A 25,305-nucleotide genomic window follows, 5' to 3' on the forward strand; every position below is an offset into this window, starting at 1 on the left:
CCCTCCCTTAACGATGGTCAGTCGCAAGACGGCGTTCCAGCCACTGCGAGTATTGAGAAATGCCGTAGCAAACGATGAAGAACAGCACGGAAGCAAAGAGGAAAAGCTCCCAGTAGACGCCGTTCCAATCGGTCGAGGCCAAGATTGGGCCGCGGATCATGCCGATGATATCGAAAAGCGAGATCACCGAGACCAGTGTGGTGTCCTTGAACAGGCCCACCGCGATGTTGACGATGCCCGGGATCGAGATCTTCAGTGCCTGCGGCAGGATGATCAGCCGCATCGCCTGCGGGTAATCAAGGCCAAGGCTGTCTGCGGCCTCGTATTGGCCCTTTGGCAGCGCGGCCAGACCGCCCCGGATCACCTCGGCGATATAGGCCGAAGAGAACATGGTGATCATGATCACGACGCGGATGAAGAGGTCAACGCCCGAGCCCGGCGGGAAGAAATAGGCCAGCATCACGTTCGCCACGAACAAGAGCGTGATCAGCGGCACGCCCCGGACGAATTCGATGAAGACCACGCAGATGCCTTTGACGATTGGCAGGTGGGACTGACGCCCCAAAGCCAGCGCAATCCCGATGGGCAGCGACAGCGACACACAGGTGATGCCCAGCATCATATTCAGCATGAAGCCACCAAGGTCGCGGCTGGGGATCGCTTGCAGCAGTGGCGAGGCGGGGCGCAAAGCCTCCCCGATGAAGCCACCGATATACCAGACGATCACCGCGACAACGAGGCCACCCGCCAGCGCCATGGCAAAGCTTTTCTGCACCAGACGGCTATAGACGATATAGCCCGCGATCACACCCAAGAGGGCAAAGATCGGCCCCCAGATTGGACCGCCCCAGATCAGCCAGAAAGCCAGAAACGGGTAGACGCCAGTGAAATAAAGCAGCTTGCGCGGCAGGTCGATGAAGAGCACCGGGGCCACCGCAAGGAACAGCAGCACCAGCGCGAGGGTCGGACGCCAGTATTGATCACTGGGATATTTGAACCCGAACAGGAGCTGATGCCAACGCTCGCTCAGCACCGAGAAACAGGCCCCCGTCGCACCGTCCAGCACCTCGCGACATTCAGACAGGCTGCTTGCCGACCAAACGCCGTTCAACAGCCATGGCAAAGAGCCGGCGAGCAACAGATAGAGGAAATAAAGCGCCACCACCGTCAGCAGGGCGTTCGCCCATGTCGGGAAGAGGTTGTCTTTCACCCATTTCACCGGGCCGCCAACCTTGTCCGGCGGTGCCGAAGGCGGCAGTGAGGTTTCACGCACGAAGGCGATGGATTCAGCATGTGTGTCTGACATGGCTTAACGCTCCTTCAGCTTCGTTGCGTTGTTGTAGACGTTCATCACCATGGAGATGCCCAGCGAGATGACGAGGTAGAAGAGCATCAACAAGACGACACATTCGATCGCCCGCCCGGTCTGGTTCAGGGTGATCCCGCCCAGTGTGGCGGTGATGTCGGCATAGCCCACGAGGATCGCCAGCGAGGAGTTCTTGGTGATGTTGAGGTAGTTCGAGATCAGCGGCGGGATGATTACGCGCAGCGCCTGCGGCAGCACCACAAGGTTCATGATCCGGCCCGACCGCAGGCCCAAGGCGGCGGCAGCTTCGGACTGGCCCTTGCTGACGGCTTGGATGCCCGCGCGGACGTTCTCGGCGATGAAAGCACCGGTGTAGATCGACAGGGCGAACCACAACGCGATCAGCGGTGCACCAATCTGGATGCCGCCGCGGAAGTTGAACCCTTTGAGCGCGGGGTAATCCAGCCCGATCGGCATGCCCATGATGAAGAACATGATGATCGTCGGCAGCAACAAGATCGCGACCGAGGGCCAAAGCATCGGCAGCAGGCGACCGGTGTCGTAAAGCAGTTTCGTCGCATAGCGGCGGTAGGCAAAGACGCCGATCACCGAGGCGACAAAGGTCGCCACCACGATCATCGAGCCCGGTCCCCAGACCGGACCGGGGATATAGACGCCCCGGTTGGTAAAGGCAAAAGACCCCAGCATCATGCTCGACGCCGGATCATCGCCCCGGAAGGCCGAAGGCGCGGGCATCGCGGCGGTCATGATGGTGTAGATGATCAGGATCCAGATCAGCACCGGGATGTTGCGGAAGATCTCGACATAGCCTGCCATCAGCTTGCGGATGAGCCAGTTGTTCGACAGGCGCAGAACCCCGGCGACGACGCCAAAGATCGTGGCCGTCACGCAGGCAAGGAAGGACACCAGCAGCGTGTTGATGATGCCGACCCATGCCGCCTGAAGATTCGACGATTGGCTGGTATAGGGGATCAGCGTTTGGTTGATGTCATAGCCCGCGGGGTTACCGAGGAACTGGAAAGAGATGTTCAACCCGGCGGCGCGAAGGTTCGCGGCAAGGTTCGATCCCAGATACCAGATCGCCGTGACCAGCAGCGCAAGTGCGATAACCTGAAAGGTAATCGACCGATAGCGGGTGTCGCTCAACAGCATAGATGGCCGGAACGACTCCTTGGGAGGGTCGGAGAATGTCGTCATGTATGTATCCCTGTGTTCCGGCTTGTTTTTTATTGGTGCATTTGGCGCACCTTGGCCGAATCATTTTTGGTCGTTGATCGTTTTTCGATCGTGGGCTTTTATTGTCTCGTTGGGGTTTTGTCAGCCGTTTTTAGACCGTTTTTCGTGTCGCGAAGGCACTTCGCGCCCCCAGAGGCACAAGGGGCGCAGGAATTCCTGCGCCCCTTGCCTTGCTATTTAGCGGAAGGGCGGTGCGTAGAGCAGGCCACCGTCTGTCCACTGGGCGTTCAGCCCGCGTGCCAGACCGATCGGGGTCTCTTCGCCGATGTTCTTGGCAAAGATCTCGCCGTAGTTGCCTTCGGCCATGATGGCGCGCTTGGCCCACTCGGCGTCGAGACCGATCATCTCACCCAAGGTACCTTCGGTGCCCAGAAGACGAGCGATCTCAGGGTTGTTGGTGTTGCCGGTCATCTCTTCGATGTTGGCGGATGTGACACCCAGCTCTTCAGCAGCGATCAGCGCGTTCAGCACCCAGCGGGTGATATCGCCCCAGTCGTTGTCGCCGTGACGGACCAGCGGGCCGAGCGGCTCTTTCGAGATGATCTCGGGCAGCAGCACGTGCTCGCCGGGGTTCTCAAAAGTGGCGCGTGTCGCGGCAAGGCCGGATGCGTCTGTGGTGTAGGTGTCGCAGGCACCAGCAAGGTACTGCTGCTGGCCTTCGGCGTTGGTTTCGACAGGCACCGGCTCATAGCTGATGTTGTTCTTGCGGAAGAAGTCCGCGAGGTTCAGCTCGGTGGTTGTGCCGGTCTGGATGCAGACGGTCGCGCCGTCCAAATCCTTAGCCGAGGAAACGCCAAGCGCTTTGGGGACCATGAAGCCCTGACCATCGTAGTAGTTGACGCCGATGAAGTCGAACTTCAGGTCGGTGTCACGGCTGAAGGTCCATGTGGTGTTCCGTGCGAGGAAGTCGATCTCGCCCGAGGCCAGCGCGGTGAAGCGGGTCTTGCCGGTTGTCGGCACGAATTCCACGGCGTTCTTGTCGCTCAGTACGGCGGCGGCAACGGCACGGCACACAGCCACGTCGAAACCTTCCCATTCGCCGTTGGCATTCGGCGCGGCAAAGCCTGCAAGGCCTGTGGTCACGCCACAGTTCAGCTTGCCGCGGGCCTTGACGTCATCAAGCGTGGCGGCACCAGCAGCACCGGCCGCAAGGCCAGCAACGGTCAGCGCGCCAAAAATTACGGTTTTTTTCATTTTTACCTCTTCCTGATAGTCCGCCACGTTCACTGGCGGTTAATCCGACGTCAGATGACGCCGAAAGCGATCTTGCGCAGGGTTCCCCCTGCTCAATGAAAAGCAGTGTGGGCGGATTCAGGTTTGAAGGTCAAGGGCGCGATGGGCAAAATCAGGGCGCGTTTTCACATCGCATGGCAAAGCTTTTATCAAGTTAAGAAGCTTTGCAAAGCACGATAATTGCACATGCATGTAAAAACGCCTGTCGCTTGATTTCGGCCTCTTGCTCGGCCACGTCATCGCGACCCCACTGCTCGGCCTGCCAATTCTCATCCAGTCGCGACAAGGCCCAAATCTCTTCGGGGTCAAAGGCTTGTTCCAGCGCGGCAAAGCCAAGGATCAGCGAGCCGGTCAGGCTGACGAGGTCATGAAATGCCGCCAGTTCGAACGCATCGAGCCGCGCCGTCCGGCGGTGCAACTCGGCCAAGGCTTCGGGCGTTTGCGGGGCATGCATGATGCCCTGTCGCGGCTCCAAACGGACGCCGAGTGTCTCTGCCGCCCAATCCAGCATCGGGTCCCACTGCGCTGCTTGCCGGGCGACCAACTCTTCGGGGCTGTCGGCGCGGTAGCACAGCAAGTCACTGTCCCCATAGGCCGCCAGCATGTCGACGACCTCGGCCTTTTGCACCGCGACCTTGTCGATCGCGGCATTGGCGGTTTTGGTCACCGGCATTGTGCGGGGGTCGATCTGCTTTTCCTGCGCCTGCCATTCGGCGGCCACGGCATCGGCCATCGCACGGGTCGGCAAGGTCAGGGGGCGTTTGGCCGGGGTCTTCACCCGGCGGCCATCCAGTTCCACGGTGAAACCGTCTTCGGCCGCAACCACGGCGGCGTCTTTCCAAAAGCGTTTGGCTTTCCAGTCACTCATGCGGGAATGCTCCAGATTTGTTCCAGCAGGGCGGGCAGCGCCGCGAAATCTTCAACCAGATGCGCGGCAGCGGCCAACCGTTCCGGGCCGTGATAGCCCCATTTGACCCCGATCCCGGTCACCCCGGCGGCGGCGGCCATGTCCATGTCGAAAGAGGTATCGCCGATCATCACCGTCGCCTCCGGCCCCACCCCGGCATCGGCCATCGCCTGATGGATCATCGACGGATGCGGTTTTGAGGGGTGAAAATCCGCGACCTGCTGGGTGATGAAAAGCCCTTCCAGCCCGTGCCCGGCGATCAACTTATCAAGCCCGCGTTTCGATTTGCCAGTGGCAACGCCCAACAGCACCTCCGGCTCGCCATGAAGACGCCGCAACGTCTCCAGCGCGCCGGGATAAAGCGGCGAGGATTGCGCCACGCCCGCCTCGGCCCGCAGGGTCATATAGGCGGCCTTATAGGCCTCCACCATCGCAAGGTGATCGCCGGTTGAGCGTGTGGGCGCCAGCACGGTCATTGCCACATCAAGCGACAGGCCGACGATCGACAGGATCTCGGCACGGCTCGGCGCGGGCGCGTCGACAGCCGCAAAGGCCGCGGTCATCGCAGCCACGATATCGCCTTGGCTGTCGACCAGCGTGCCGTCGACGTCAAAGATCACCAAACGCAGTGGCTTGCTCATTGCAGCGACTCAAAGGGGTCTTCGTCGGCCAGATCTTCGGTCCAGCCAAAGGTGTCCCAGCTATGCGCCATATGTTCGGGCAACTCGGCGGTGATGGTAACCGTCTTGCGGGTATGGGGATGCTCAAACCGCATCATCCGCGCGTGCAAATGCAGCTTTTTCGAGATGATCCCGCCCAGTTGCGCGCCCCAGCCGTCGCCGAGGTTCTCTTGCCCCGAGCCGCCGTATTTCCCATCGCCAACAATCGGATGCCCGATCTCGGCCATATGCGCGCGCAGCTGGTGCGTGCGGCCGGTGACTGGCTCCATCGCCACCCAAGACGCGCGCGATCCGACACGGAACAGCGTTGCATAGAGCGTATGCGCCCGTTTCGCGCCCGGCGTGTCATCCATATCGCGCGGATGCACGGCGATCATCTTCTCGCCCTCGCCGCTGCGGCCATGACCGCCAGCCTTCACGAGGCCGTATTTGATTTCGCCCAAGTACGGCGTCGGCACACCGGCGACGATGGCCCAGTAAATCTTGCGGGTCTCGCGGTGGCGCATGGCTGCGGTCAGCGCCTTGGCCGCCAGACGGGTCCGCGCAAGCAGCAGCACACCCGAGGTATCACGGTCAAGCCGGTGCACCAGACGCGGCTTCTCCTCGGCGTCAAAGATCAACGCCTCAGACAGCGCATCGACATGGCGATCCGCCTGCCCCGAGCCGCCCTGCACCGCCAGTCCCGGGGGCTTGTTCAGAGCGATCACATGCTCGTCGCGGTAGATCACGCAGTTGCGGATCATCTTGGCATCGGCATCGGTGATCCGCGTCCGCTTAGGCGGGGGCGGGGGGGCGCTGTCGGGCAGCGGCGGCACGCGGACCTCTTGGCCGGCTTCGAGCCGCGTGTTGGCCTTGACCCGGCCTCCATCGACGCGAATCTCGCCCTTGCGGCACATCTTTTCGATGAGCCCCTGATTGATCTGCGGAAACATCCGCTTGAACCAACGGTCAAGCCGCTGGTCGCCATCGCCCTCGGCGACGGTAATTGTCTGTACGCGGCTCATGCCAACACCTCTCGGGCCACCCAGAGGCCCAGCAAACAGGCGGCCAGCGACAAGATCACCGAGGCCCCCACATATGAAAATGCGACAACGGCGCGGCCTGTTTCAAGCAGCCGCATCGTGTCGAGTGAAAACGCCGAAAAGGTGGTGAAGCCGCCCAGCAGGCCGGTCATTAGAAAGGGCAGCAACAGCGCCTTATCCGCCAGTGCGATCCAGACCACCCCGATTGCGAGAGAGCCCGCGACATTCACCGCCAGCGTGCCCAGCGGGAAGCCGACGGTCAGACCGACAAGGTAGCGCAAGCACGCGCCCAGAGCGCCGCCGAGCGCCACCATGATCAGTGTTTTCATCATCGACACCCCATCGCGCGGGCGCGGCCCGGAGTCAAGTTTTCCGCTTGGCCCGCAGCCCCGCGAAGTAATCCTGTCGCTTTTTCAACTCCCGTTCGAAGCCACGTTCCACCGGCTCGTAAAGGCTGGGCCGGTCCAACGTGTCAGGAAAGTAGTTCTGCCCCGAGAACCCGTCCTCGGCGTCGTGGTCATAGGCATAGCCCGTGCCGTAGCCTTGGTCCTTCATCAGCTTGGTCGGCGCGTTGAGGATATGTTTCGGCGGCGGCTCTGACCCGGTGCTGCGGGCCAGCCTGCGGGCACCCTTGTAAGCTTTGTAGACGGCGTTGGATTTCGGCGCGAGGCAGATATAGGTCAGCGCCTGCGCGATGGCCAACTCCCCCTCGGGGCTGCCAAGCCGTTCGTAGGTCTCCCACGCCTGAAGGCAGAAAGCCTGCGCCTGCGGATCGGCGAGGCCAACGTCCTCAACCGCCATGCGGGTGATACGCCGCATCAGGTAGCGCGGGTCCTCCCCGCCCTCCAGCATCCGGCCCAGCCAATAAAGCGCCGCATCCGGGTCCGAGCCGCGCATGGATTTGTGCAGGGCGGAAATCGTATTTAACTTGTTTTTCTACCCGGTGAGTGAGTGAGCGAGTAAATTCTCTTTATAATCAGGTAGATCGGCGCGTTCTGAAACTGCAACCTTAACAGTATTCTCCATGGGTATATTTTTTTTCTTCCCAATCGCAACCTATCGGCGAGCGTCCAGATCGTCACCTAATAGGTGATACAGAGTTTTCCACCCAGAATCTCGGGCTCACAAGATTGAAAGGTGGGTCTGTTTGCAGATTTCTCAGATCGGGTCGGTTCGGTGCGCAGCCGTTGCGCCGCAGTAATAGTGTGTCGGCCATGTCGATTTGTATGTGGTGATTCCACAGATGTACCGACAACCAGTCGAGTAACACGATTTTGCTCACGTGTGATGTGGGCTGACCTACTGGGCCTTCCCGGCAAACCGCAGCTCTTGTTGCGGGCGTAGCTGGCGGGATTTATGGCTAAGCGGTCGAAATCTTCCAGCGTGTTCATGATCGATATGCGGCGGCGGCGCTACTTGCCGGGAGTGCTGATCAGAACCTCATGTCGATGGCGACCAACACGGTTGACAAGGGTAGCATAGATAGCCGCCATTGCCGGTCTCCTCAGCGGTGTGGTTATGCAAAACCACTGTTGAGACCTGAGACCCGGTTATGGCTAGCCGCTGCGCAATTTGAGGGTTGCGGAAGCTGCTAGAACCTCTCAGCGGCGCTTCTTCCCTACGTGCTATGGAACGGAGCTAACATCGAACACCATCTTGCAATGGCAGGAGGAGCGATGCGTCGAATTGCACTACATCGCCCCCGGAAAACCTATGCAGAGCGGCTTCGTGGAAAGCTTCAATGGCCGTCTGCGGGACGAATGCCTCAGCGAGCATTTGTTCGCCGACCTGCGCCAAGCCCGGGACCTGCTCTCTGCCTGGCGCGAGGACTACAATCCCCATCGCCCACACACGAGCCTCGACGGGCTCATTCCGTGAGAGCATCACCAACGGTTAGTAAAAGACCCAGACCTGAACAGAGCTAACTCAAAATAGCGGACTAAGGGGAGCAGGTCAGCGAAAAGCCCTTATGGCATGAGATTTTCCTTATTGTGATACCAATCAAACCCGCTTGCTCCGCCTCCGAGAGGAGTGCCCGCGTACATGCACCAACGATCAGAGCTGACCTTGCCGTACTCCTTTAGATAGGTAGCATAAACGTACGCCATTTCGTGATCTACGTCGGTTGCAAGAAAAGCTTTTAACTTGCGTCTCCCGCGCTCTGTTAGAAACGCACGCCCTCCATCAGGTTCGGCAGATAGCTTGCACTTGATAACTATGAGCCGCCGCTTTTTCGCAACGCCAGCTTGCTCTTTAGAAAGCCAACCATACCAAACGAGTAAAAAGGGCAGAACAAGATCATTGCTTAGACCGAGGGCAGAAAGTTGGCCATTTATTGGGGACACGAATCACTCCTATTTTGGGAGTGCCTGACTAACCAACGTATTGCACCCTGTCGAGCACGATTGGAGCAAAACATTGGCAGGCGCCGCGCACACGGAGACATACTTGGTTTTCCGCAAAAAATTGATCGAAAGCCGGAAGGCTGCAGCACTTTCACAAGCTGAGCTTGCGAAAATGCTAGGAAAGCCTCCTTCTTACGTAGCCAAGTATGAGTTGGGAGAACGTCGTTTAGATGTGGTCGAGATGTGCGTCATACTGAAATGTATTGGGACCAATCCTTGTCGGTTTCTCCAATCTATTTTTGAAGTCGCACCAACGTCTTTACGCTAGCGTAACGCTTCGATCGTTAAGCGTCCGCTGCCTGACGCCAGGACCCCGGGGGACAGATTTGAGAATTTGAACGACGGAGTGTTTTTGGTTCATCGTAGCTTTTAAGGAGCGAAGATGAACAAGAAGCCCGGAACATCGAAAGACGCAGCTAACAAGCTGGTCAAGAACTTCCGCCGTAAGACCGCCAGACCTACTCGGCGGAGGAGATAATCAGAATTGTTTTAGCCGGATTGCGCGGGGAGGAAAGCATCTCGGCGTTATGTCGCCGCAAGGGCATCTCTGACAGCCTGTACTGAACTTGGTCGAAGGAATTCCTTGAGACTGGAAATCGTCGTCTTTCCGGCGAGACAGCGCGTCAGGCGACATCCCTGAGGTAAAGGAGTTGAGATCGGAAGCCATGGCTCTGAAAGAATGCGCGGCCGACCTAACACTCGAGAACCGTCTGCTCAAAAAAGCATGACAGGGGCTGGGCAGTTCGAGGAATGAGGTATCCAGCAAAGCAGATACATTCAGCATGATGTGGAGGATGAGATACATTCGGCCTGATGCGGGGGATGAGGCGGCGGTCCAGTCCAACGACACGGTATTCTTCGTGCAATCGTTTGACGACCGCCGCCCCGAGGTATCCGCTTGAACCGGTGACGACGATGACTAGCTTGTCGGACTCCTTCATTGCCAGTCTCCTGCTTTACTTGCGCAGATACTTAACCAGCGCTGCGATCACCAAAATGAGGATCACGATGATCAAAAGCCAGCCGATCCCCATCCCAAACATCATCCCGCCGCCCATCATATCACCGTCCATCATCTCATTTCCCTATCTACTGCTGGTCGAAACTAACCCTATACGAAGACAACCCCTTTCCAGTGCGGGAGAGTTCCAAGTTAATTTCAGCCGATCTGTCCCAGCACCGGAAAGGTTTCCAAGAGCCACCATGAGAAAGCGCTGAGCTGTCCGGTCATCATAGTGACACCCATAACGATCATAATCCCCCCCGCCACCTGATGGAGCCGTCGCCCGAGAGAGCCGATGGCACGCAGACGGGCCGCAACCTGCTCCGTAAAAGCCGCAACGATGAGGAATGGCACTCCAAGGCCGGCTGAGTAGACAGCCAACAATCCGATCCCTTCAGATACTGTGGCGCTGGCAGCACTTGCTGTTAGGATCGCACCCAGGATCGGTCCGATACATGGGGTCCAACCAAAGCCGAAAGCAAGGCCCAGAACGTAGGATGCCACCGGCTGCCCGCCGGGAAGGTCAATGTCGAAACGCATGTCACGTTCCATGGCCTGAATCCGGGCGGCCCCGAGCATGAACAGCCCAAAAAGGATTACGATTGCGCCGCCAATCAGGTTTAACTCGAACCGCCAACGCAGGAGCACTTGCCCCAGAGCCGTTGCCGAAGCCCCGAGCCCTATGAAAATCGTCGAAAACCCCAATACGAAACAGAAACTTAACCAAACCGCTTGTTTGCGGCTGCGATGCGCCCCAGTAACCCCAGTTCGTCCCGCGATATAGGAGACATAGCCCGGGACCAAAGGTAAGACGCAAGGTGACACAAAGGAGATTATCCCGGCAAGCAAAGCCGCTATGAGCCCGAGAGAGGAAACATCAAGCATCAGGCAAGCCCACCTTCCGGGAGGAATGCCTAACCGCGCCGAAGTAGGCCGCGAGGGGAACGAAGATCCATTGCAACATAGGGGTTAGCCCGGCGTCGATGATCGGAATGACCGGCATGATCTCGCGGTAGGCCCATGCTTCGCGCAATTCGATATTTAGCCATTCGCTGAAAACCGTGTAGCCAAGCCCCATCACCAACATTGCGCCTAAAACAGGATATACCCGCCTCTGCGGCCAAGAGCCGGTGCCAAAGAAGAACAGGGCAAGCAATAGGCTGCTCATGGCGATCAGTAGATCGCCTCCGGTGCAATGCACGGCAGCAAAGATAATCTCACCCCACGTCCCCTCAACCCAGATGGTATAAAGTGGAATATGTCCTGCCTCCCAAATGAGATGCCCCAGGAAGGTGATTACGGCAAAACGCCGAAGTGCGGAAAGCCAATGGGGTCCCGTGATCGTGCTGTAAGATTTCATAAGAACCATCCAGTCATTCGCTGCCAGAAGCTGGGTTCAGCATGAGGATGGGTGTTGGTCAGCCCATTGATATAGAGCAAGAGGTTAAGCGGCTCAAAATCAGCGCCGTGAAAAATGCCGACCTGCTGGCCTGCGCGGTTCAGCAGATGGACCTGAGGGGTTAGGTCTTTCCGTTCGCTTACCCCAGCGAGAGCAGCGTTTGCATGACTAAGTTTTTCAGGGTCTGGCGTCCGCGCGAATATCCTGTTCTGCGTAGCGGGACCGCTTTGCGGCTCGTCGCTAAGGGTAACAAAGACCACCATATCGCGCATCGCGCTGGAGTTGAGCGCAGTGAGCGTTTCGGTGAGCGTAGCTTGTTGTGCCTCACAAGGATCGCCACAACCTTCGGGCACAAAGCTCAGAACCACGATCTTTCCCCTCAAAGCATTGAGGGATGTGCTTTCATGCGCCGCCCCTATCCAAGCGAGGTCTGGTGCGTCGTCGGGCAAGATCGGTTCGAAGGCGGCTTCCTTGGCAGCCATCACCTGATTAAGGTTCTCACCCGGATGATCGGCAAAAACCGGTGAGGCCAAAAGTAGGCTGGCAACAAGTAAGAGGGCGCTGCGCCATGTGGTGGGGGTGTATTTTTGGGTCATTGGGTCCGTTTCTCTTTCGCGATACGCATGGAGATTTGTTCGGCCATCTCCTCAGCTGGTTGCGCGCTTTCAAGAAAAACAGCGTCAAACTCACCCTTGCGGTTCATCAGGTAAATATGGCCGGCGTGGGCCATCATGTATCCGTGGGGCGCCGTTTCTGCGGGAATTTTCTCGTTGTAAACCTTGAAGGCCTCGGTCGCCTCGGCGATTTGGTCCTCGCTTCCGGTCAACCCGATCAGATTCGGGTGAAAGTTCGCGACATACTCCTTCAGAACCGAAGGCGTATCGCGCTCTGGATCGACCGTCACGAAGAGCGGAGCAATCTCATCAGCTTCAGGGCCCAGCAGTTCCAGCACGTTACCCATATATGCCAAGGTGGTTGGACAGATATCTGGGCAGTGGGTGAAGCCAAAAAACACAAGCTGCCAGCGGCCTGCGTAGTCCTTTTGGCTAACGACCTGACCGTTGTGGTCGAGCAACGAGAATTCTGAACGGATGTCAGCGTCGCCGCGATAGACCGTTTGGCCGGCAGGAACGTTGTCCGGGCGCAGCAGGGCAAGGCCCGCAACAAGCACGGCGGCAGCGATAGCACTCGCCCACAGGGCAATGCTTAGCCGACGACGGGCCGGCGTAATCTTAGTCATGATACTTCTTTCAATAGAATGATCCGCCCGCCAGTCAGACGGGCGGACCGAGGTTCAGCCCTTTTGATCTTCGCCATGCGCAGAATTCATGTGGTCGATCATGGACTGCATCATCTCTGTGCAGGCTTCCATCATCGGCCCCATATCAGACATCATTTTCATCATGGGCATCATGTCTTCCATACCCTTCATGCCTTCCATGTTTTTCATGCCGGACATCTCGCCGTTCATGCTGTGACCTTCGGCCATCGGCATATCGTCCGTTTCTGGTTTTGCATCTTGTGCCTGAGCGATGGGAGCGGCCAACATCATGCCGGTCAGGGCAGCAGCCGTGATTTTCATTTTGTAAGTCATGCCAGTTCCTTCTTGGGTTGAGTGTTAGTCTGTCGTGGTGTCCGGCTTGATTGTCGGATCGTTTTTAGCGCAGCCGGCAGAGCCGCCGCGCATGCAAAGCCCCAGAGCGCACATAGCGGCACAAGGGGCGAGGCTAAGGATCAAAGGTGCCGCACCAACAGCAGTCAGCCAGTCCCAGTTGAGCGCAGTGCCGCCACCGATAGCGGCAAAGCCAGTCAGCATGAGGCTCTGTCGCCGCGAAGGCATGGGGATCGCACTTGCTGGCCTGTCGTTGTTTGAAATTTGGGTCACTGTTGGGTTCATCCTTTAGAAATGACGCGTTTGATTTGAGAGATTACCGCTGGGCTGTCCCAATCGGCCGGTCCCACTTTGCGGGCGACTTCGCGGCCTTCGGCGCTAACAAGAAGTGTCGTCGGCAAGCCGACAACGCCAAGAGCCATCATCGCCCTCAATTGATCCGAGGCGTAGAGAGCGAGATGCTGAATGCCGATGTCGGAATAGAATGCGCGGACGGTGTCGAAACCACCCCTGTCGATCGACAAGGCGAGCACATGAAACTCTGGCCCGCCAAGCTTTGCCTGTAGTCTGTCGAGGGTTGGCATCTCATCACGACAAGGGGCGCACCATGTCGCCCAGATGTTAAGCAACACCGTGCTTCCCCGGAAATCTGCCAAAGTCAGGTCCCGGCCCCTCCCGTCGGTGATCGGCGGCGAGAGCATTGGTAAGGGCGCGTTGTGCTCGGCCATGACCGGACGCGCCGCAGCCGGCGTGGCCCCGAGCGCCAGTGCGCCGCCAAGAAAACCGCGCCGCTTCATGCCCCCTGCTCCTGTTGCAAACGCCGCACCACTGGAAGAATGTCGTTTTCCAGAGAGTGCCGGTTGAAGGGGCCAACATGTTTGTAAGCAATGCGCCCTTTTGAATCGATCACAAAGGTTTCCGGCACTCCGTAAACGCCCCAGTCAATAGAGGCCCGGCCAGAGCTATCCGCACCGATCCGGTCATAGGGATCGCCGAGTTCTGCGAGAAACCTGCGTGCAGCGGCTGGCTTGTCCTTTAGATTGATGCCGTGGATTGACACGCTGCCGGTCTGAGAAAGCTCCACCAGCAGCGGCATCTCGACCCGGCATGGCACGCACCAGGAGGCCCAGACATTTACGAGTGAAACTTCGCCGCGGAGATCTGATGTCGACAAGCCGTTTTCGCGTCCTTCGATTGGAGGCAAATCAAACTCTGGGATGTCCCGGCCGATCATGGTGCTCGGAAGGCTGTCTTCATTGTTAAACAGTCCCCATAGGAAAGCCGCCCCGATGGCCGCGAAGACCGCCGCAGGAAGCGCGGCGATCAGAAGGGACCATCGCCACTTGGGCGCAGCTTGATCCTGGTTGCTCATGATCCTTCCTCGTTCTTCGAGGTGATCTCGGCCTGATAATTGCGTTCACGCTCGGGCCATGTGCTCTTGATATAGCCAAGGATCGCTGTGATTTCCGCGTCACTCAGAATGCCCTCGAACACGGGCATGTCGCTTTCATAACCCGGCACGACCGAGGCCAGCCCGTTCTTGGTAATGTCGAAAAGCTGCTGATCGGCATGGTGCCATGTATGGCCCGTTTCATCATGCGGCGGCGCGGGCATGCGACCATTGTCGAGCCGCCTGCGCCAGTCCGGTTGGCCCTCGAGGTCTGCGCCGTGGCAGGAGGCACAGTTCTCCGCATAGAGGTCAGCGCCCTGATCGAGCATTTCCGCATCCACAGGCACGCCAAGCACGGTGAGCGCCGGGGGGGCGTCTTCCTTCCCCCCGGCCCAGACAGCAACCGCAGCGGCGCCCGTGATGCCAACCACAGCGGCTACGATCAACGCTCTCATGCCGAGCGCCTCAGGTATTTGACCAGAGCCAACACGCCCAGAACCAGCACCGCCAGCACCAAAAGGAACAACAGGCCGCAGCCGATCATCATTCCGGCCGACATCGGCCCATTCATCATAGATCCGTTCATCATTTCCATCATTCCATCCTCACTCATTTGAATACACGGCCACGCCGTCCTCGCCGAAGGCATAGGTCTTGAGGGTGCCACTCTTGCCCGCCATGCCGGGTGCGTTGCTGGGCATACCCGGCAGCGTAATGCCGGTGATCTCGGGGCGTTCAGACGTTAGGCGTCGAATGACCTCCACAGGGACCAGACCACTGATGTAATAGCCATCGACCTCAGCGAGGTGGCAACCGAGCCCCTGTTCTGGCACGCCAACTTCGACAGAACGCTTGTCAAAATCGCGGTCGTCAATGCGGGTGACATGATAACCGTTTTCTTCTGCATAATCGGCATAGGCGTCACAGCAGCCACAGGACGGATCGCGCCAAATGGTCATCTGGCGGTCAGCCGGAACGGTGATCGCAGCGGTATCCGTGTCAGGCGCTCTGTCGCTTTCGGCCATGCCGAAGGTGGCAAAACCAATGATGCCGGCGGCTGTGATTGCGGCAACCGTGCCGAGGGTGAATTTACTGTTCAATTTTTGTCTCCTTCAAAGATGTCGAGAGTGTCGAACGTCAGGCCGCCATCGCGGCTGACAGAAAGATTGCCGTCGCGAACGACGGTCAGACGCTGAGGATCGGCAGGATCGACAGCCAGTGCGTCGATTTTTCCATCAGCAACCAGCGACCAATTCACCCCTGCGTCTGCCGAAGCCCAAAGGCCACTGTCGAGGCCCACGTAGAGTTGCTCCGGTGCTTTGGGCGAGAGCGCGAGATGTGGGACAGGCTGCCCTACAGGCAGCGGTGTCGTGGGCGGCAGCGCTTTACCCTCGACCAGAGCATCCATGGCATTACCCGCCGTCACATCCTGCCAGCGACAAAAGCAATCGGGCACGCGGGTTAGTCCTGCCTCAGTTCCGGCATATAGCCAGATGCCGCCCATGCCAGTCGGATTTCCCACAGAAACGAGCGTGAGCACCTCCTGCTCGGCTCCGTTCAGATAGGGCCGGTCCATCACGAACTCCCAGCTTTCACCGGCGTCTTCGCTGCGCCAGAGCCCGTCACCCGCAAGCGCAGCATAGAGCAAATCTGGCTCAAGGGCCGCTTGGGTCAGAGCAGTAACCCGGACTGGAGGCAAACCTGCACCTGCGTTGGTCCACGTGCGCCCGCCGTCGCGGCTGCGCAAGAGACCGGTTGGCTCGACCGCCGCAAAGAGACTGCCCGAAGCCTCGGGGTGGCTGGCGATCGCGGTGACTGTCTGATCAAGTGGCCGTTCGCTTATTTGATTTGCGGTGGAGACGCGCCAGAGAGCATGCTCATACGCGACGATCAATGCGTTGCCGTCGTATCCGAGGGCCCGGATCGAAGCCCCCTGAGTGGTTGCATATGACACATGAGGTAGGGTCAGCGCCGCACCCATGGCGGCGAGTCCGCTGGACAGCATGCGTCTACGCGAAATATCGCGCGATTGATAAAGTGACATGAAGGTCGTTCCCGAAAGTGACGGATAAGGTCGATCGCTCTGCCGTCGCTTGGCAGCAGACAACGCGAGACCGGGCCGTCACGCTTCGGTGCGGCCGGTCAACTCAGGAAGGTGGTTCTTGGTGGGAAAGGATCAGACCCGGGATTAAGCCCGGCAAGGCTGAGATCCGCAGGCGCAGGCATGAAGAAGCGCTGAATGCTCTCTATGGGTGACTGATGCATCTGCGAAAAGATAAAGACAGGTGCCGTGCAATCGATGTCGCAGACAACCTCGCTCTGCTCCCCCGGCAAACAAGCTGCGCAGGCTTCTTCCTCATCACTTGTCGAGGATGCGGTCATGCCGGACATCTCCATCGACATGTTCGCCGCCGCCAGATCATGCGCCAACACACCCGTTAGCAGAACGAGTGATAGGCAGAACGTGGCAAGGCGAAGCAGAATGCGCATGACGGTGATATAGGAGCACGTCGTTGAAATGTCGATCCTTGGTCGAAAAAGGAAAGCGGAAGAATGGCGGAATGCGCTCATATGGGCGGGACGCTGCTCAAGGCGGCGCGCAGCCTTCGCGAGTTCGGCTGCCGCTCAATCTGTGCCGGTTCCTTCGCCTTTACTCTTTCGCCGATCCGCATGACCGAACAGTGATGCATTCTCATGCGCATTGCCGAGGGTTTCAAACTCAAGGCTTGAATGGGTGATGCCAAAGTCGTCTGCCAATATTCCTTTGAGGGTATCTTTTGCAGATTCAAGGTCCTCGAGACCTGTTCCCTCCAAAACCACATGACAATCGAGTGCGACCTCATGTTCCTGCATTTGCCATAGGTGAACGTGATGCACATCGCGCACACCCTCGACGTTCGTCATCGCTTCAACCACCGCACCCGCATCCATGTCAGGCGGGCTGCCCAGCATCAGCATACGTATAGGGTCGCCGATCTCAGTTAGAGCGAGGTATAGGATATAAAGGGCAATGCCGATGGTGATTGCCGGATCAACCCACCGTAGATCGTAAAGTATGATCAGCGTGCCGCCGATGATTACCGCAACTGAAGCCAAAGCATCCGATAAATTGTGCAGGAACAGCGCTCTGATGTTCACGCTGCCCTTTTGCATTGAGTAGGTCAGCAGCGCCGTAAGAGTGTCGACTACAAGCGCGACCCCGCCCAAGATCACGACAGTCCAACCCGCGACTTGCGGCGGGTCAATCATGCGCATCCCGCCTTCATAGATCAGGTAAAGCCCGACAAGGATAAGCGTGGTGTAGTTGATCAGGGCGGCAACGACTTCGATCCGGCCATAGCCGAAGGTCATGCGTTCATCCGCTGGACGTCGCGCGATTTTTCGGGCGACGAAGGCGATAACCAATGAGGCCATGTCAGAAAAGTTATGCAGCGCATCAGCAATAAGCGCCAGCGACCCGGCGAAAATCCCGCCGACGATCTGTGCCGCCGTAAGCAGTGCGTTCGCCCAAATCGCAATGGATACCCTGCGGTCACCACTTTCGGGATCAATATGGGCGTGATCGTGAGCCATCGGCCGCGCCTCTTTCTGTTGGCCTGATTAGAACGCGGTCCAACACCGCGTTCTAATCTTTTCCATTGGCAAAAACGGAAAGCCCTTATCCGGATGAACCGTTGGGCTCATTGAGCTGTCAGCAGCAGCCCGATTTCTCCTTGGGTTGCGAAACTTCTTCCACCAACTCCGCGGTCTCCGCCCCGCTGGCCTCTCGGGCGACGTCCGCTTGGGCGACGACGCCACAGCATTTACCACTTTCGTCGGTGACCACACTACGCCGAACCTGTTTTTCTTCCATCTTGTTGCAACAGCTTTCAACGTCGTCGTCAGCAGACACGGTCAGAAGGTCGTTCGACATGATTTCTGAAACCGGCGTCTCGACCGTCTTGCCCTGCGCAACGGCACCACAGCAGATATCGCGGTCCGTCACGATGCCAACGGGCTCACCGGCGTCATTAAGCACCGGAATGGAGCCGACAGATTTTTCAGCCATAAGGGTTGCTGCTTCCTGAATCGAAGTGTCGGGGCCGCAGCAGGTGGGATTGCTTGTCATGATGTCCTGAACTTGCATGATCTTACTCCTTGCTTTGGTTGACACAGTGCAAACCAAAAGATTGGCTCTGAGGTTCCTGTCACCACACTTTGCAGCAAGTTTCACCGCAGTGTCCTCACGCCGGGTCGTAATGTGAAAACACTTTTGTGCTGCCATCGCGGGAGATTAGAAAGACCTCATAGGCTTCGCGTTCATCTTCTGACCCCATACCTGGTGAGCCATAGGGCATACCCGGCACGGCAAGGCCGATGGCATCCGGGCGCTCGGAAAGCAGTTTGCGGATGTCGGCGGGCGGGACGTGACCTTCGATCATATAGTCTTGGATTTCGCCGGTGTGGCAGGAGGTCATATTCTGCGGGATGCCGCTGTCCAACTTGTGCCGGATCAACAGCGTCCCAAAGCTGCGTTCAGTGGTTACTTCAAAACCGTCTTTCTTCAAGATGTCGATCCAAGCCGAACAGCAACCGCAATTAGGATCTTTCATCACGTGGATGGTAGGCTTTTCTTCAGCCCAAACTGCGAATGGCGCAGCGGCGAATGAGCTTGCGGAACAGACCAGCAGGCGGCGGCGTGTGAGGGTCATGTGAAGTCCTTCCAAGGTTTTTCCTAAATCGGACAGGATATGAGCGAATTACAGTCCTTCGCTTGATCAGATAGACAGCGTAGAAAGGCCAGAAGAAAAACAATCACAGCGCGCTAAACTGTCATTACCCCTCCGGTCAAGCCCACGTCCCTACCTAATCGTCATGGCAAACAGCCTTATGATGTTCACCATGTGCGTCTTTCAGTATTCCGACACCGCCCCAAGCAGCAATGCCAGCAACAATAACGCCAACAATAAGGTCGGGCCAATTCGCTCCAAGCCAAGCCACGAGTAAGCCTGCGGCAATAATGCCGAGATTGGCGGCGAAATCGTTCCAGCTGAATGTGTTCGCCGCGCGGATGTTCACATCTGGATCGCGAATACGTGCCAACAGCCAAACGCAGAGCGCGTTAATGCCCGCCGCGACCAGTGCCATGATGATCATGATTATGCCAAGAGGATCCGATCCGCCAACGTAGCGACGCCAAGCATCATAAAGGATGCCGACGGCGAAAAGGATCAGCAGGCCGCCCGAAACATTCGCCGCTCCACGCTTCCACTTCGCGGATCGGGACAAGGCAAAGAGACTGATCCCGTAGACAAAACTATCTGATAAATTGTCGAGACCATTGGCGATAAGGGCGGTTGAATCGCCAAATGCGCCCGAGATAAAGAAGGCGATAGCCAACCCGATGTTCAGCCCCAGAACGATCCAGAGTGTGCGTCTTTCCGATGCATTCTTCTGCTCTACCATGCGCTATTCTTAATCCCAGAACTTGCAGAATTGCAAACTCAAACGACGAGCTATTATTCCGGAGTTCTTTCGTCTTTCCAGATTTCGCTTGAGCCGAACGGGCCCATTTCTTAGTGATCATGCGGTGCGGCTGTTGCCCCTAGCAAACAAATAACGGTGCCGAGCAGTTCCCGGCTGTCAGGCCTACTTTTGCCCACCACATCCACACAACCGAGGCCGCTATATGGACGCCACCATAAGCTGTAAATGTGTGTCCCGCGGCGACAGCTTCCACCTGCGCCTAGAGCCATCCGAACAAGGCTAGGACAGCAGCAGTGCCAGGCGAAACCCAAAGTGCCGACAGGCCTAGATAGCGAAACACCCTGCGATTTCGGCAAGCGCCGCGATCGGATAGACAAACGCAACGGGCATCTTAGCCGCCGATCTCTTCATGGTTTGTCAGGCATTCGGAGTGGTCTCTCAACACCTCTAACACACGGCAGTCAGCGGTCTGCCCGCCACTGCACTCATGCACCATACGTTTCAATTCCGTGCGCAGCGCCTCCAGGCGAGCCAGTCGATGCTCAACTTGCTTAAGCTGCCGGCGGGCAATCGCATCGGCCTCCGCGCAAGATTTTCCCGGGTGATCGCTGAGGTCGAGCAGTTCGCGGATCGCATCCAACGAGAACCCCAGTTGCCGCGCGTGCCGGACGAACGACAGGCGGTCAAGCTCGGCATCACCATATCGTCGCTGGCCGCCTTCAGTTCTGCCGGGTTCTGGCATGAGCCCGATCTGCTCATAATACCGGACTGTCTGCACTTTTGTACCAGTCTTTTTTGCAAGCGTCCCAATGGTCAACATTTCAGGCTCTCCACATTAGCTACAGAGGGTGTAGCTTTAAGTGGCAGACATCACAAGATTCACCACCTCCTCACAGGTCCGTGATTGCCAGCCAATTAGCGACAATCGCGCTTGAACCTACAGCTGCTAGAAGTTGTAGACACCTCCAAAATATAGAATCAAGTTCGGGCGTAGCGGTGTGAGGCTTCCAGGTTTTCAGAAGGTATCGAAGGTGTTGGCGGGCGTGGCGGCGTTCGTTCTCATCTGGCTGTTGCTGTGGTTGGACTACCGTGCCGACCTTGCCCGCACAGAGAGTGAACCACCGTTTTTTGCTGATTTCGAACTGACCGATCATCGCGGGATGGTCCAAACGGAGGAAGATTTCAAAGGTCGCTGGATGTTGGTCTTCTTCGGCTTCACCAATTGCCCCGACGTCTGTCCGACAACACTGTCCGAAGTCGCGGCCGTGATGGAGGGTCTGGGCGATGAGGCGGCAATGGTTCAGCCGATTTTCATAACGATCGATCCCGAGCGAGATACGCCGACGGCTTTAGCAGAGTACGTGCCCTTGTTCGACGCAGGAATCATCGGGCTGACCGGCACGCCGGAGCAGATCGCCGCAACATCCGAGACTTTCCCAATTTTCTTTGAGCGGATCGAGGAGGCTACTGCGCCGCGTGGATACACGATGGGTCACACGTCGCACCTTTTCCTTTTCGACAAGCAGGCAGGCTTCGCGGATTCCTGGCCCTATGGCACGCCCGCCGAAGAGATCCTCGCCGATCTGAAAGAGAGGATCTGATCGTCATGCCCCGACTCTCCGGAGAAACAGCCCTTGGCCTAGCGTGGATCATTGCGCTTATCTCATCGCTTGCCGTGCTCTTTATTGGCGAGGTGCTTGGTCAAACGCCTTGCATCCTTTGCTGGTTCCAGCGCGCCTTCATGTTCCCCTTGGCCATCGTTCTTGGGCTCGGGTTGTGGTGGCAGGATTCCCGCGTGGGGCGCTATGGCGTTGCACTGGCGCTTGGGGGGGCGGCGGTGGCGATGTATCACATCGGCCTCTATGTCGGTCTGATCCCCGAGGCGATCCAGCCCTGCACGGCGACTGGCCCCTCTTGTATCGACGACAACCAGTTGGTCTCCGGGATTCCGATTCCGCTGATGGCGCTTGTCGCCTTCACGATTATCGGGGTGCTGTCGGCCCTTTCACTGAAGGAAGAATAAACATGAATCGACGCGGCCTCGTTCTATCCGTTCTGGCTGTTGGTGCCGCAGGTTTTGGCGGCGCGGCTTGGTATGCCACCCGCCCCCAACCCATGGCAGAGGCAGTCCCTGTCGCGCCAGAAGTGAACGATGTGCTGATCCGGTCCTATTCCCCGATCCTTGGCCCCGAAACGGCACCTGTCACGATTGTCGAGTTTTTCGATCCAGCTTGCGAGGCCTGCCGCGCCTTTTATCCCGTGGTCAAGGATATCATGACTGAGCACGGTGGTGCGGTCCGTGTCGTCATTCGATATACTGCCTTTCACGGGAAAGCTTCAGTGGAAGCGATCCGTGTTCTCGAAGCTGCGCGGATGCAGGATGTGTTCGAACCCGTGCTGGAAGCGGTCCTGCGCGAGCAGCCACGATGGGCGTCCCATGGCACTCCAGCACCGGGTTTGATCCTTGAGATTGCCGCAAGCGGTGGTCTGGATGTCGAAGCTGCTCGAACACAGATGCTGGCCCCCGGTGTCGTGGCAGTGCTCAATCAGGACCGCGCTGATGTCGAAGCGGTAGGCGTGCGACAAACGCCCACGTTCTTCGTCAACGCCAAGCCATTAGACCCGTTCGGTGAGGCCGAACTGCGGCGACTGGTCGCTGCAGAAATTGCGGTCAGCCAAAGTTGATGCTCGGATAGATAAAGGAGAATCTGTCATGATAGAGCTACCTTATATCAAGGGCTTGACTCTTTTTTTGCTGCTCTCGGGCATGTCGACTCCGACATTTGCCGGTTCGGAGGACGTCATCGTAGTAAACGCGTGGTCCCGTGCTTCGATTGGTATAAACCGACCGGGCGCGGCATATTTCACTATACATAACGCAACTGAAGACACAGTCACGCTGACCGGACTTACAACACCACTTGCCACGATGCCCGAGATCCATGAGACGAAAACCAACGCTGCAGGCGTCAGTTCAATGTCACCTGCAGACGACATCACGATCGGGCCGGGCGAAAGCGTGGCATTGGAGCCGGGCGGGCTGCACGCCATGCTCATGAAGCTGCAAGACCCGATGATCGAAGGCGAGACCTTCCCGCTGACACTGACTTTCTCGGACGGTGGCGAAGTGACTGTTGAGGTCCCAATTCTGGGGATCGCCGCGCGCGGGCCGGGAAGCTGATGCAGCGTCGGCAATTGTTCCAATACGGTGCAGGCGCTCTGGCTATGATGCTTGGTATCGGCTGGTGGCGCGTGGATGGTCCCGGCGCTCCGAAACCTACTGGCCAAAGGCCGCTCCCCCTAACGGCGATGGATTTCCGACTGACCGATCACGAAGGCCATGAAGTGGGCCCAGAAACCCTGATCGGACGGCCGACCATGGTGTTCTTCGGGTTCACCTACTGCCCGGATGTCTGCCCCACGACGTTATCGGATATCTCAGGCTGGCTTGAAGATCTCGGAGACGAAGCCGCGCAGATGAACGTGGTCTTCATCACGGTCGATCCGGCGCGTGACACGGTCGAGGCCATGGCCGAATATGTCGGCTATTTTCATCCGGCCATTCGGGGTTGGACCGGGACGGAAAACCAGATTACCCGCGCTACAGAAGGGTTTCGGGCTTCGTATGAGCGCGTCCCGACCGAGGGAGGTGACTACACGATGAACCATACGGCAAGCATATTTCTTTTTGGCGCCAACGGTGAGTTCGTCACCATGATTGACCACCACGAGCCAAGAGAATTCGCAGTACCGAAGATCCGACGTGCGTTGACAGAAGATGTAGAGATCACAACATGAGAATAAGAGTTGCCTCGGTAGCCCTGGTAGGCGCCTTTTCGATGACTGCCATCGCCACCTTAGGGTGGTGGTCCAAAGAACCGGTGCCCCAATCGATTGCCGAAGCAACGCATTGGGCGCCTGCTGCAGTTTTGGAACCGCGACTTGCTGATAGCGTCATGACGGTTCCCAAAACCACACAAGTCGGCGGAGCGCGCAAAATCCTAAACGTCCCTCTCTTGCAGCCTGACGTCACCGAAACCGCCTTGCCAGCAATTGAACCGCCCTTGGTGACTTGGACGCGTCAAATCGCGTCGGGTGAGACGTTGGATGCAGTTTTAGCGAACGCCGGCGTTGCCGCACACGCCCGTGCGGAGATCGCTCTGGCACTTGGAGTGGAATATGATCTGCGCCGATTGCGCCCAGGCCATGAGATCACCGTGATCTCAAACGCGGACGGCAATCCGAAGCGCGTAGAACTGGCCATTGACGATGGAGTGCGGATCGAAACGGTTTTTGGTGAAGAGCTTCTTACGCGCGTATTGGAACCAGACCCTGAAGTGGTGATTTTCGCAAGCGAGGCGGTGGTTGAAAGTTCGATTTCCGCAGCGTTGGACAAGGCAAAGATACCTGCACGCTTCGCGGTCGATCTGGCACAGATGCTGGGCGGCACAATCGATTTTCGACGTGAACTCTCCGGGGGTGAGAGGATGCGTCTCCTTTGGCGCGAGGCGCGAGAAGGAAACAAAAGGATTGGCCAGCCCGAGCTTGCCTTTGCCGCATTGGACCTTGCTGGATCGGTCTATGAGATCGTCTGGCCGGATGACGGCAGCGGTCAAGCGACGATCTATGTGGATGGAGAGGTCCTGCGTGTCTTTGCCCAACCGGTGGAAGGAGCGCGGCTGAGTTCCGTCTTCGGCCGTCGCACGCACCCGGTCTATGGGAATGTACGCATGCACACCGGCGTCGACTTTGCTGCGGCCCGCGGTACGCCTGTAAAAGCAACGGCGCCTGGACGCGTGAGCTTCATCGGACGTCGTGGTGGATATGGCCGGGTGGTGGAGATATCGCATGGTTCCGACACCCTGACACGATACGCACATCTCAGCGAAGTGCCGGACACACTCGAACAAGGGCAGCGCGTGATGGCCGGAGACATGATCGGTCGCGTCGGTGCGACCGGCACCGCGACCGGCCCAAATCTGCATTATGAGGTTCGGGTCGATGGTCGCCCGACGGATCCTCTCTCAGACGACCGACTGGTAGAGGCGGCCGACCGGGATGCGGTTGGCACGGCTGCACTTGAGCGATTGGCTGAGGCTCGCTCGCTACTGGCCGAGAGGCTCACCAGCGAATTTGTGCAGACAACAACGGAAAGGCTTTAATCCATGAAACGACTGGCTCCCGCTCTTGCAGTCACGCTGGCCTTGTTTTCCGCGGCGCAAGCTGTCGCCGATGCGATCCAGATTGATGTCCGGAAGACAAACGGCTGCGGCTGTTGTCTGTCCTGGATGAAGCATCTTGAGGAAAGCGGATTCGCGCCGATAGGCGAGGACCTGTTCGGGGGAACTCTTGTGCGATTCAAACTCGACACCGGCGTGCCTCAGCGCATGGTATCCTGCCATACGGCTTTGGTCGGCGGCTACGTGATCGAAGGTCATGTACCGGCATCAGACATCCAGCGTTTGTTGGATGAGCGTCCCGATGCAGTGGGGGTGGCGGTGCCGGGTATGCCCTATGGCTCGCCGGGCATGGGACCGGAAGATGATCGCGAGGGCTACGATGTCTTTTTGATCCAGGGCGATGGGTCGACCGAAATCTTTAGCAGCTATTTGGCCGCTGACTGAC

At 58.1% G+C, this 25,305-nt stretch carries 32 protein-coding genes and 4 pseudogenes; 10 read left to right on the plus strand and 26 right to left on the minus strand.

What is annotated here, in order from left to right; translation table 11 throughout:
• Window positions 1-7: 7 nt before the first annotated feature.
• The 8 genes and pseudogenes from K3758_RS14575 to K3758_RS14610 form a co-directional block, all read right to left on the minus strand.
• Window positions 8-1,306 (minus strand): amino acid ABC transporter permease, encoded by a 1,299-nt coding sequence (locus K3758_RS14575; RefSeq protein ID WP_259946254.1) that lies wholly within the window; start codon window positions 1,304-1,306, stop codon window positions 8-10.
• A gap of 3 nt (window positions 1,307-1,309) precedes the next feature.
• The gene (locus tag K3758_RS14580; RefSeq protein WP_067940684.1) at window positions 1,310-2,524 is read right to left on the minus strand and encodes an amino acid ABC transporter permease; all 1,215 of its coding nucleotides are present in this window, start codon (window positions 2,522-2,524) and stop codon (window positions 1,310-1,312) included.
• A 216-nt stretch (window positions 2,525-2,740) separates the two neighbouring features.
• Window positions 2,741-3,757 (minus strand): amino acid ABC transporter substrate-binding protein, encoded by a 1,017-nt coding sequence (locus tag K3758_RS14585; protein ID WP_067622203.1) that lies wholly within the window; start codon window positions 3,755-3,757, stop codon window positions 2,741-2,743.
• Between the two features lie 193 nt (window positions 3,758-3,950).
• Window positions 3,951-4,664, minus strand: a complete 714-nt coding sequence (locus tag K3758_RS14590) for an ATP12 family chaperone protein (protein WP_259946261.1) — start codon at window positions 4,662-4,664, stop codon at window positions 3,951-3,953.
• Entirely contained in the window at window positions 4,661-5,344 is a 684-nt protein-coding gene (locus K3758_RS14595; RefSeq protein ID WP_259946264.1) for an HAD-IA family hydrolase, read from the minus strand. Before K3758_RS14595 ends, K3758_RS14590 begins: the two co-directional genes overlap by 4 nt.
• Window positions 5,341-6,387: an RluA family pseudouridine synthase gene (locus tag K3758_RS14600; protein WP_067622210.1), complete on the minus strand. Its 1,047-nt coding sequence runs from the start codon at window positions 6,385-6,387 to the stop codon at window positions 5,341-5,343. Before K3758_RS14600 ends, K3758_RS14595 begins: the two co-directional genes overlap by 4 nt.
• Window positions 6,384-6,737 (minus strand): CrcB family protein, encoded by a 354-nt coding sequence (locus tag K3758_RS14605; RefSeq protein WP_259946267.1) that lies wholly within the window; start codon window positions 6,735-6,737, stop codon window positions 6,384-6,386. The genes K3758_RS14600 and K3758_RS14605 overlap by 4 nt, the downstream gene beginning before the upstream one ends.
• Before the next feature lie 31 nt (window positions 6,738-6,768).
• A pseudogene (locus tag K3758_RS14610) lies at window positions 6,769-7,329 on the minus strand (replication-associated recombination protein A); the annotation flags it as partial.
• A gap of 705 nt (window positions 7,330-8,034) precedes the next feature.
• On the opposite strand from K3758_RS14610, the pseudogene K3758_RS14615 reads away from it, so the two are divergent.
• From K3758_RS14615 to K3758_RS14625, 3 genes and pseudogenes are all read left to right on the plus strand, one after another.
• Window positions 8,035-8,283 (plus strand): annotated as a pseudogene (locus K3758_RS14615) (transposase); the annotation flags it as partial.
• Window positions 8,284-8,871: 588 nt separating this feature from the next.
• The gene (locus tag K3758_RS14620) at window positions 8,872-9,078 is read left to right on the plus strand and encodes a helix-turn-helix transcriptional regulator (protein WP_120352280.1); all 207 of its coding nucleotides are present in this window, start codon (window positions 8,872-8,874) and stop codon (window positions 9,076-9,078) included.
• 114 nt (window positions 9,079-9,192) lie between these two features.
• Window positions 9,193-9,581 (plus strand): annotated as a pseudogene (locus K3758_RS14625) (transposase); the annotation flags it as partial.
• 98 nt (window positions 9,582-9,679) lie between these two features.
• Here K3758_RS14625 and K3758_RS14630 read toward each other — a convergent pair.
• From K3758_RS14630 to K3758_RS14720, 18 genes and pseudogenes are all read right to left on the minus strand, one after another.
• Window positions 9,680-9,751, minus strand: a pseudogene (locus K3758_RS14630) (hypothetical protein); the annotation flags it as partial.
• Between the two features lie 218 nt (window positions 9,752-9,969).
• The gene (locus K3758_RS14635; protein WP_120351822.1) at window positions 9,970-10,698 is read right to left on the minus strand and encodes a cytochrome c biogenesis CcdA family protein; all 729 of its coding nucleotides are present in this window, start codon (window positions 10,696-10,698) and stop codon (window positions 9,970-9,972) included.
• Window positions 10,691-11,173, minus strand: coding sequence for a hypothetical protein (locus K3758_RS14640; RefSeq protein WP_254693933.1), 483 nt, complete (start codon window positions 11,171-11,173; stop codon window positions 10,691-10,693). Before K3758_RS14640 ends, K3758_RS14635 begins: the two co-directional genes overlap by 8 nt.
• Entirely contained in the window at window positions 11,170-11,808 is a 639-nt protein-coding gene (locus K3758_RS14645; RefSeq protein WP_120351824.1) for a hypothetical protein, read from the minus strand. Before K3758_RS14645 ends, K3758_RS14640 begins: the two co-directional genes overlap by 4 nt.
• A complete protein-coding gene (locus tag K3758_RS14650; protein ID WP_120351825.1) occupies window positions 11,805-12,452 on the minus strand; it encodes an SCO family protein in 648 nt (215 codons plus the stop codon). Before K3758_RS14650 ends, K3758_RS14645 begins: the two co-directional genes overlap by 4 nt.
• Before the next feature lie 54 nt (window positions 12,453-12,506).
• Window positions 12,507-12,806 (minus strand): hypothetical protein, encoded by a 300-nt coding sequence (locus K3758_RS14655; RefSeq protein WP_120351826.1) that lies wholly within the window; start codon window positions 12,804-12,806, stop codon window positions 12,507-12,509.
• A 299-nt stretch (window positions 12,807-13,105) separates the two neighbouring features.
• Entirely contained in the window at window positions 13,106-13,621 is a 516-nt protein-coding gene (locus K3758_RS14660; protein WP_120351828.1) for a TlpA disulfide reductase family protein, read from the minus strand.
• Entirely contained in the window at window positions 13,618-14,196 is a 579-nt protein-coding gene (locus tag K3758_RS14665) for a DsbE family thiol:disulfide interchange protein (RefSeq protein WP_259946271.1), read from the minus strand. Before K3758_RS14665 ends, K3758_RS14660 begins: the two co-directional genes overlap by 4 nt.
• A complete protein-coding gene (locus tag K3758_RS14670) occupies window positions 14,193-14,669 on the minus strand; it encodes a cytochrome c (RefSeq protein ID WP_093743403.1) in 477 nt (158 codons plus the stop codon). The genes K3758_RS14665 and K3758_RS14670 overlap by 4 nt, the downstream gene beginning before the upstream one ends.
• On the minus strand, window positions 14,666-14,803 hold the full coding sequence (locus K3758_RS14675; RefSeq protein ID WP_162931771.1) for a hypothetical protein: 138 nt from the start codon (window positions 14,801-14,803) through the stop codon (window positions 14,666-14,668). The genes K3758_RS14670 and K3758_RS14675 overlap by 4 nt, the downstream gene beginning before the upstream one ends.
• 16 nt (window positions 14,804-14,819) lie before the next feature.
• The gene (locus K3758_RS14680; protein WP_120351829.1) at window positions 14,820-15,314 is read right to left on the minus strand and encodes a DUF411 domain-containing protein; all 495 of its coding nucleotides are present in this window, start codon (window positions 15,312-15,314) and stop codon (window positions 14,820-14,822) included.
• Complete coding sequence (locus K3758_RS14685; RefSeq protein WP_254693934.1) at window positions 15,311-16,258, minus strand: exo-alpha-sialidase; 948 nt, start codon at window positions 16,256-16,258, stop codon at window positions 15,311-15,313. Before K3758_RS14685 ends, K3758_RS14680 begins: the two co-directional genes overlap by 4 nt.
• A 98-nt stretch (window positions 16,259-16,356) precedes the next feature.
• Complete coding sequence (locus K3758_RS14690) at window positions 16,357-16,785, minus strand: hypothetical protein (protein ID WP_205570872.1); 429 nt, start codon at window positions 16,783-16,785, stop codon at window positions 16,357-16,359.
• A 54-nt stretch (window positions 16,786-16,839) separates the two neighbouring features.
• The gene (locus K3758_RS14695; RefSeq protein WP_120351830.1) at window positions 16,840-17,787 is read right to left on the minus strand and encodes a cation diffusion facilitator family transporter; all 948 of its coding nucleotides are present in this window, start codon (window positions 17,785-17,787) and stop codon (window positions 16,840-16,842) included.
• Between the two features lie 118 nt (window positions 17,788-17,905).
• The gene (locus K3758_RS14700) at window positions 17,906-18,340 is read right to left on the minus strand and encodes a CBS domain-containing protein (RefSeq protein WP_120351831.1); all 435 of its coding nucleotides are present in this window, start codon (window positions 18,338-18,340) and stop codon (window positions 17,906-17,908) included.
• A 97-nt stretch (window positions 18,341-18,437) separates the two neighbouring features.
• Entirely contained in the window at window positions 18,438-18,905 is a 468-nt protein-coding gene (locus K3758_RS14705; RefSeq protein ID WP_120351832.1) for a DUF411 domain-containing protein, read from the minus strand.
• 154 nt (window positions 18,906-19,059) lie between these two features.
• Window positions 19,060-19,659 (minus strand): cation transporter, encoded by a 600-nt coding sequence (locus K3758_RS14710; RefSeq protein WP_120351833.1) that lies wholly within the window; start codon window positions 19,657-19,659, stop codon window positions 19,060-19,062.
• A 412-nt stretch (window positions 19,660-20,071) separates the two neighbouring features.
• Complete coding sequence (locus K3758_RS14720) at window positions 20,072-20,500, minus strand: helix-turn-helix domain-containing protein (RefSeq protein ID WP_067263750.1); 429 nt, start codon at window positions 20,498-20,500, stop codon at window positions 20,072-20,074.
• Window positions 20,501-20,714: 214 nt separating this feature from the next.
• Here K3758_RS14720 and K3758_RS14725 point away from each other — a divergent pair, with 214 nt between their 5' ends.
• Genes K3758_RS14725 through K3758_RS14755 form a run of 7 tightly spaced genes read left to right on the plus strand, consistent with a single transcriptional unit; the run spans window position 20,715 to window position 25,304 of the window.
• Complete coding sequence (locus tag K3758_RS14725) at window positions 20,715-21,281, plus strand: SCO family protein (protein WP_120352283.1); 567 nt, start codon at window positions 20,715-20,717, stop codon at window positions 21,279-21,281.
• 5 nt (window positions 21,282-21,286) lie between these two features.
• Complete coding sequence (locus K3758_RS14730; RefSeq protein ID WP_120351834.1) at window positions 21,287-21,703, plus strand: disulfide bond formation protein B; 417 nt, start codon at window positions 21,287-21,289, stop codon at window positions 21,701-21,703.
• A 2-nt stretch (window positions 21,704-21,705) separates the two neighbouring features.
• Window positions 21,706-22,365, plus strand: a complete 660-nt coding sequence (locus tag K3758_RS14735) for a thioredoxin domain-containing protein (protein ID WP_067263745.1) — start codon at window positions 21,706-21,708, stop codon at window positions 22,363-22,365.
• 28 nt (window positions 22,366-22,393) lie between these two features.
• Window positions 22,394-22,861 carry a copper chaperone PCu(A)C gene (locus K3758_RS14740; RefSeq protein ID WP_120351835.1) on the plus strand — a complete coding sequence of 156 codons (468 nt, stop codon included), beginning with the start codon at window positions 22,394-22,396 and terminating at the stop codon, window positions 22,859-22,861.
• A complete protein-coding gene (locus K3758_RS14745; RefSeq protein ID WP_120351836.1) occupies window positions 22,861-23,478 on the plus strand; it encodes an SCO family protein in 618 nt (205 codons plus the stop codon). Before K3758_RS14740 ends, K3758_RS14745 begins: the two co-directional genes overlap by 1 nt.
• On the plus strand, window positions 23,475-24,842 hold the full coding sequence (locus K3758_RS14750; protein ID WP_120351837.1) for a M23 family metallopeptidase: 1,368 nt from the start codon (window positions 23,475-23,477) through the stop codon (window positions 24,840-24,842). The genes K3758_RS14745 and K3758_RS14750 overlap by 4 nt, the downstream gene beginning before the upstream one ends.
• A 3-nt stretch (window positions 24,843-24,845) precedes the next feature.
• Window positions 24,846-25,304: a DUF411 domain-containing protein gene (locus K3758_RS14755; protein ID WP_120351838.1), complete on the plus strand. Its 459-nt coding sequence runs from the start codon at window positions 24,846-24,848 to the stop codon at window positions 25,302-25,304.
• Window position 25,305 lies beyond the last annotated feature (1 nt).

This window comes from Sulfitobacter sp. W002 (assembly GCF_025142135.1).
Taxonomy (GTDB): domain Bacteria; phylum Pseudomonadota; class Alphaproteobacteria; order Rhodobacterales; family Rhodobacteraceae; genus Sulfitobacter; species Sulfitobacter profundi.